Origin of the sequence: Luteimonas soli (assembly GCF_042648865.1) — a bacterium.
Classification (GTDB): domain Bacteria; phylum Pseudomonadota; class Gammaproteobacteria; order Xanthomonadales; family Xanthomonadaceae; genus Luteimonas; species Luteimonas soli.
Window position 1 is genome coordinate 438,072 of record NZ_JBHRYA010000001.1, and the last position, 6,509, is coordinate 444,580.

Sequence of the window (6,509 nt, forward strand, 5' to 3'; positions counted from 1 at the left end):
TGCACATTGTTCCGCGGCCGTCGACCGCTGTTGCGCGAAAGCGATTGCCGCTGGCGCGGCCGTGCCGCAACATGCCGGTCACATCGACGGCCGCGCTGCCGCGGCACAGCCCACCCCCGGGAGACCACAATGTCGCATCTGCCTGTTCCGTCCCGCCGTGCGCTCGCATGGCGTCCGCTCGCGCTTGCCATCGCCCTGGTGCTGTCCGCGGCCGCGTTCGCGCAGGACGCGCCCGAACCCGCGACCGCAAGCCAGGACGCGGATCCCGCGAACCAGGCCGCGACCCTGGACGCGGTCGAGGTCACCGCGCAGCGCCGGGTGGAGAACGTGCAGGACGTGCCGGTCTCGATCAGCACGGTGAACGGCGTGCAACTCGAAGCGCTCGCCTCGGGCGGCGCCGACATCCGCTTCCTGTCCGGTCGCGTGCCCAGCCTCAACATCGAGTCCTCCTACGGCCGCGCCTTCCCGCGCTTCTACATCCGCGGCCTGGGCAACACCGACTTCGACCTCAACGCCTCGCAGCCGGTGTCGCTGGTGTACGACGAGGTGGTGCAGGAAAGCCCGCTGCTGAAGGGCTTCCCGGCCTTCGACCTGGAGCGCATCGAAGTGCTGCGCGGGCCACAGGGCACGCTGTTCGGGCGCAATACGCCGGCCGGCGTGGTGAAGTTCGAGTCGGTCAAGCCTTCACAGGAATTCGGCGGCTACGCGAAGGTCGGCTACGGCACCGACAACATGTGGAACGTGGAAGGCGCGGTCGGCGGCCCGCTTACAGACCGCTGGTCGGCCCGCGCCTCGGTGCTGTACCAGCGCCGCGACGACTGGGTCGACAACACGTACCCGGGCCCGAACGACGGCTTCGAGGGTTTCGACGAATCGGCCGCGCGCGTGCAGTTCCTGTACGAGGGCGATGCGTTCGAGGGCCTGTTCAACCTGCACCGGCGCAACATGAACGGCACCGCGCGGCTGTTCCGCGCCAACATCATCGAGCCGGGCAGCAACGACCTGGCCGACGGCTTCGACCGGGACAAGGTCTCCAACGACGGCGTCAACTTCTCCGATTTGGAAACCTGGGGCGGCAGCGCGCGCCTGCGCTGGGACCTGGGCCGGGTGAGCCTGTATTCGATCACCGGCTACGAGACCGTTGAATCGCTCAACCGCGGCGACATCGACGGCGGCTACGGCGCGGTGTTCCTGCCCGACTCCGGCCCCGGCCTGATCCCATTCGCTTCGGAATCGGCCGACGGGATGCCGGACCACCGGCAGGTCAGCCAGGAGTTCCGCCTCGAGTCGGAGGAGTGGGGCCGCTTCGACTGGCAGGCGGGGCTGTTCTGGTACGACGAGGACATCGCCATCGACAACTTCAACTACGACTCGCTGGCGCCGGGCAATCCGCAGGCCGGCCGCGCGGTGCAGCAGCAGCGCAACAAGACCTGGGCGGTGTTCGCCTCGGGCGACTTCGACGTCACCGACGCGTTCAAGCTGCGCGGCGGCGTGCGCTACACACAGGACGAGAAGGACTTCTCGGCCAGCGTGCTGGAGTCCGCGCCGTTCGGCGCGCCGGTGGCCGGGCCGTACACCGTGTATACCGACGTCGACGACGTCAGCTGGGATTTCAGCGGCGTCTACGCGCTCAACGACGACGTCAACCTGTACGCGCGCGTGGCCAAGGCCTTCCGCGCGCCGTCGATCCAGGGTCGCCTGCTGTTCGCGGTCGCCGGCGCGCCCAACGGCGGCGTGTCCACCGCCGATTCGGAGGAAGTGATCTCCTACGAGGCCGGCATCAAGGCCGACCTGTGGGACCGGCGCGCGCGCATCGGCTTCAACGTGTTCCGCTACGACGTCAGCGACCAGCAGATCATCGCCGTCGGCGGCGGCGCCAACATCGCCACCCTGCTCAACGCCGACAAGACCATCGGCCAGGGCTTCGAGCTCGACGCGCAGGCCTACCTCACCGACAACCTGCTGGTGACGCTGGGCAGCAGCTACAACGATACCGAGATCGACGACCCCGGCCTGGCCGTGCCCGGCTGCGGCGGAGGCTGCACCGTGACCGACCCGGAAACCGCGCCGGGTTCGGGCCTGTACGTCATCGACGGCAACCAGCTGCCGCAGGCGCCCGAGTGGGTGCACAACCTCACCGCGCGCTGGGGCATGCCGGTGGGCGACGACGGCGAGTTCTTCGTCTACACCGACTGGGCATACCGCAGCGAGGTGAACTTCTTCCTGTACGAGTCGATCGAGTTCCGCGGCAAGTCCTCGCTCGAGGGCGGCCTGCGCATCGGCTACAGCTGGGGCTACGGCGACTACGAGGTGGCGCTGTTCGGCCGCAACATCACCGACACCACGCGCATCGTCGGCGGCATCGACTTCAACAACCTGACCGGGTTCATCAACGAGCCGCGCACGATCGGGGTGGAGTTCACCGCGAAGTTCTAGGGAAGCCCCAGGGCTCCCACGTGGTTTTCGTGGAGCGTGCATGCCTGCTAGCAAACACCGCTGGTTCGTCCCCGGCGACCTCAACGGCTTCTTCGGCCTGGTCGTCGACAACCTGTCGATCCTGGGCTTCATCGCCGCCGCGCTGGTCGGGATCTTCGCGATGCCGGCGGACGTGGTGTTCCAGCGCATGTTCCCGGGCACTGCGTTCGGCGTGCTGGTCGGCAACCTCGTCTATACGGTGATGGCGCGGCGGCTTGCCGCGAAAACAGGCCGCGACGACGTCACCGCGATGCCGCTGGGCCTGGATGCGCCGACCAGCATCGGCATGGCGCTGCTGGTGCTGGGGCCGGCGTTCGTGGCGTTCAGGCAGGGCGGCATGGAAGACGATGCCGCGGCGATCGCCACCTGGCAGCTGGGCGCGGCGTCGCTGGTGGTGATGGGCGCGCTCAAGTTCGTGCTGTCGTTCTTTGGCGATGCGGTGACGCGGATCGCACCGCGTGCGGCGCTGCTGGGATCGATCGCGGGCATCGCGCTGGTGCTGATGGGCTTCCTGCCGCTGGTGGAAACGTTCCGCTCGCCGGTGGTCGGCTTCGTCACGCTCGGGCTGCTGCTGTACGTGCTGTTCGCCAAGGGACGGCTGCCGGTGCGGCTGCCGGGCGTGCTGGTCGCATTCCTGGTCGGCACCGCGCTGTACTACGGACTCGGATTGGTAGGCCTCGGTGCACCGGGCTTCGCGCTGCCGCAGGGCGCGGCGCTGCACGTGGCGATCCCGTGGCCGTCGCTGGCATTCGTCGAAGGCCTGCCGGCGACGGTGCCCTACCTGCCGCTGCTACTGCCGTTCGGCCTGCTGATGGTGGTCGGCGGGATCAACGTCAGCGAAAGCGCGCGCGCGGCCGGCGACGACTACCGCACCCGCGACATCCTGCTGGCCGAGGCCTTCTCCACGCTGGTGGCCGGCGTGTGTGGCGGCGTCGCGCAGACCACGCCCTACATCGGCCAGCCCGCGTACAAGCACATGGGCGCGCGCAGCGGCTACACGCTGCTGACCGGCCTGTTCGTCGGCATCGGCGGCATGCTCGGGGTGATCTCCGGCCTGGTGCAGTGGCTGCCGCTGGCGGTGCTGGCGCCGATCATCGTGTACGTCGCGATCGACATCACCGTGCAGGCGTTCCAGGCCACGCCTTCGAAGCACGCGGCGGCGATGGTGCTGGGCTTCCTGCCGTCGGTGGCCTACCTGGTGGCGATCAAGGCCGGCAATCCGGCGTGGATCGCGCCGGAGCAGTTCGCGCGGCTGGCGACCACCGTCGACGGCCACGGCCTGCCGGAGCTGGCGGTGATCCTGGCGCTGGGCAACGGCTTCATCATCACTTCGATGCTGTGGATCTCGACGGTGGTGGCGATGATCGACGGGCGCCTGCTGCGCGCGGCGGTCTGCCTGCTGGTCGCCGCCGCGCTGGCGCTGTTCGGCCTGATCCACTCGGTCGATCCGCGTGGCGGGATCTACCTGCCGTGGGAACTGCAGGGGCTGCCGGCGGTGGTGATGGGGCAGTTCGTGGGCGCGTATGTCGTGCTGGCGGCGGTGCTCGGACTGCTGTCGCTGCAGAAGCCGCAGGTTGGGGCTGCTGCCCCGACGGGCGGTGCCGGAGCAGATCAAGAGCCGTCGGGGATGTAATCCCGACCTGTGACGTGGTGGATGTGGCCGGAACCTCGTAGGTCAGGGCTACGCCCCCGGCGCGCGATCCTGAAGTTGGAATTGGCTTTACGCATCCGACGACTGTCGCAAACGACCGCCCAACGTCTCACGAGATCTTGAAACCATCGCGCGCACCCTTACTTCTGGAGCATCGCCGGCGACGCCGGCCTCCTGATCTCGAGGACACCTGCCCATGCGCATGGACAAACTCACCTCGCGTTTCCAGCAGGCGCTGGCCGACGCGCAGTCGCTGGCCGTGGGCCGCGACAACAACCTGATCGAACCCACGCATCTGCTGCTGGCGCTGCTGGACCAGTCCGGCGGCGGCACGCGGCCGCTGCTCACGCAGGCCGGCGTCAACGTACCTGTGTTGCGCGAGCGGCTCACCGAGACGCTGGACCAGCTGCCGAAGGTGTCCGGGCAGGAGGGCAACATCTCGGTCGGCAACGACCTGGGACGCCTGCTCAACGTCACTGACAAGCTCGCGCAGCAGCGCGGCGATGCGTTCATCGCCTCGGAGTTGTTCGTGCTCGCCGCGCTCGACGACAAGGGCGAGGCCGGACGCGCGCTCAAGGCCGCCGGCGCCGACAAGGCCCGGCTGGAAACCGCGATCGACAACATGCGCGGCGGCGAGAAGGTGGCCGACGAGAACGCCGAGGAAGCGCGCCAGGCGCTGGAGAAGTACACCATCGACCTCACCGCGCGCAGCGAGAAAGGCAAGCTCGACCCGGTGATCGGCCGCGACGAGGAGATCCGCCGCACCATCCAGGTGCTGCAGCGCCGGACCAAGAACAACCCGGTTCTGATCGGCGAGCCGGGCGTGGGCAAGACCGCGATCGTCGAGGGCCTGGCGCAGCGCATCGTCAACAACGAGGTGCCCGAAGGGCTGCGCGGCAAGCGCGTGCTGTCGCTCGACATGGGCGCGCTGATCGCCGGCGCCAAGTTCCGCGGCGAGTTCGAGGAGCGCCTGAAGGCGGTGCTCAACGACCTGGCCAAAAACGAAGGCCAGATCATCCTGTTCATCGACGAGCTGCACACGATGGTCGGCGCCGGCAAGGCCGAGGGCGCGATGGACGCCGGCAACATGCTCAAGCCGGCGCTGGCGCGCGGCGAACTGCACTGCATCGGCGCGACCACGCTCGACGAATACCGCAAGTACGTCGAGAAGGACGCCGCGCTCGAGCGCCGTTTCCAGAAGGTGTTCGTGGGCGAGCCGAGCGTCGAGGACACGATCGCGATCCTGCGCGGGCTGAAGGAAAAATACGCCGTGCACCACGGCGTCGAGATCACCGACCCTGCGATCGTCGCCGCGGCCACCTTGTCGAACCGCTATATCGCTGACCGCCAGCTGCCCGACAAGGCCATCGACCTGATGGACGAGGCCGCCTCGCGCATCCGCATGGAGATCGACTCCAAGCCAGAGGAACTCGACCGCAAGGAGCGGCGCCTGATCCAGCTCAAGATCCAGCGCGAGGCGTTGAAGAAGGAGAAGGACGCCGAGTCGAAGCAGCGCCTGGCCGATCTCGAATCCGAGATCGAAGCGCTCGAGCGCGAGTACAACGACTTGGAGGAAGTGTGGAAGGCCGAGAAGGCCACGCTGCAGGGCGCGACCAAGGTCAAGGAGCAGATCGAGGCCGCCAAGCTGGAGCTCGAATCCGCGCAGCGCCGCCAGGACTTCGCCGCGATGAGCGAGATCCAGTACGGCCGCCTGCCGGAGCTGGAAAAGCAGCTCAAGGCTGCGCAGGAAGCCGAGACGCAGGGCTTCACGCTGCTGCAGGACAAGGTGACTGCCGAAGAGATCGCCGAGGTCGTCGCGCGCTGGACCGGCATCCCCGTGTCGAAGATGCTCGAAGGCGAGCGCGAGAAGCTGTTGAAGATGGAAGAGGCGCTGCACGCGCGCGTGGTCGGCCAGGACGAGGCGATCAAGGTCGTATCCGACGCGGTGCGCCGCTCGCGTGCGGGGCTCGCCGATCCGGATCGGCCGAGCGGTTCGTTCCTGTTCCTCGGCCCGACCGGCGTGGGCAAGACCGAGCTGTGCAAGGCACTGGCCGAGTTCCTGTTCGACAGCAGCGACGCGATGGTGCGCATCGACATGAGCGAGTTCATGGAGAAGCACGCGGTCAGTCGCCTGGTCGGCGCGCCCCCGGGCTACGTCGGCTACGAGGAGGGCGGCTACCTCACCGAAGCCGTGCGCCGGCGCCCGTACAGCGTGATCCTGCTCGACGAGGTCGAGAAGGCGCATCCGGACGTGTTCAACATCCTGCTGCAGGTGCTCGACGACGGACGCCTCACCGATGGCCAGGGCCGCACGGTGGATTTCCGCAACACCGTGATCGTGATGACTTCCAACCTCGGCTCGCAGATGATCCAGGAACTCGAT

3 protein-coding genes are annotated in these 6,509 nt (G+C 68.1%); all 3 read left to right on the forward strand.

Annotated features, from left to right (window positions below; genetic code table 11):
- The first annotated feature begins 129 nt into the window (after positions 1–129).
- Positions 130–2,436, forward strand: coding sequence for a TonB-dependent receptor (locus ACFONC_RS02010; RefSeq protein ID WP_386741906.1), 2,307 nt, complete (start codon positions 130–132; stop codon positions 2,434–2,436).
- A gap of 40 nt (positions 2,437–2,476) precedes the next feature.
- Positions 2,477–4,108, forward strand: a complete 1,632-nt coding sequence (locus tag ACFONC_RS02015; protein WP_386741907.1) for a hypothetical protein — start codon at positions 2,477–2,479, stop codon at positions 4,106–4,108.
- 214 nt (positions 4,109–4,322) lie between these two features.
- The coding region (gene clpB / locus ACFONC_RS02020) for an ATP-dependent chaperone ClpB (protein WP_386741909.1) at positions 4,323–6,509 on the forward strand (2,187 nt) is incomplete at its 3' end.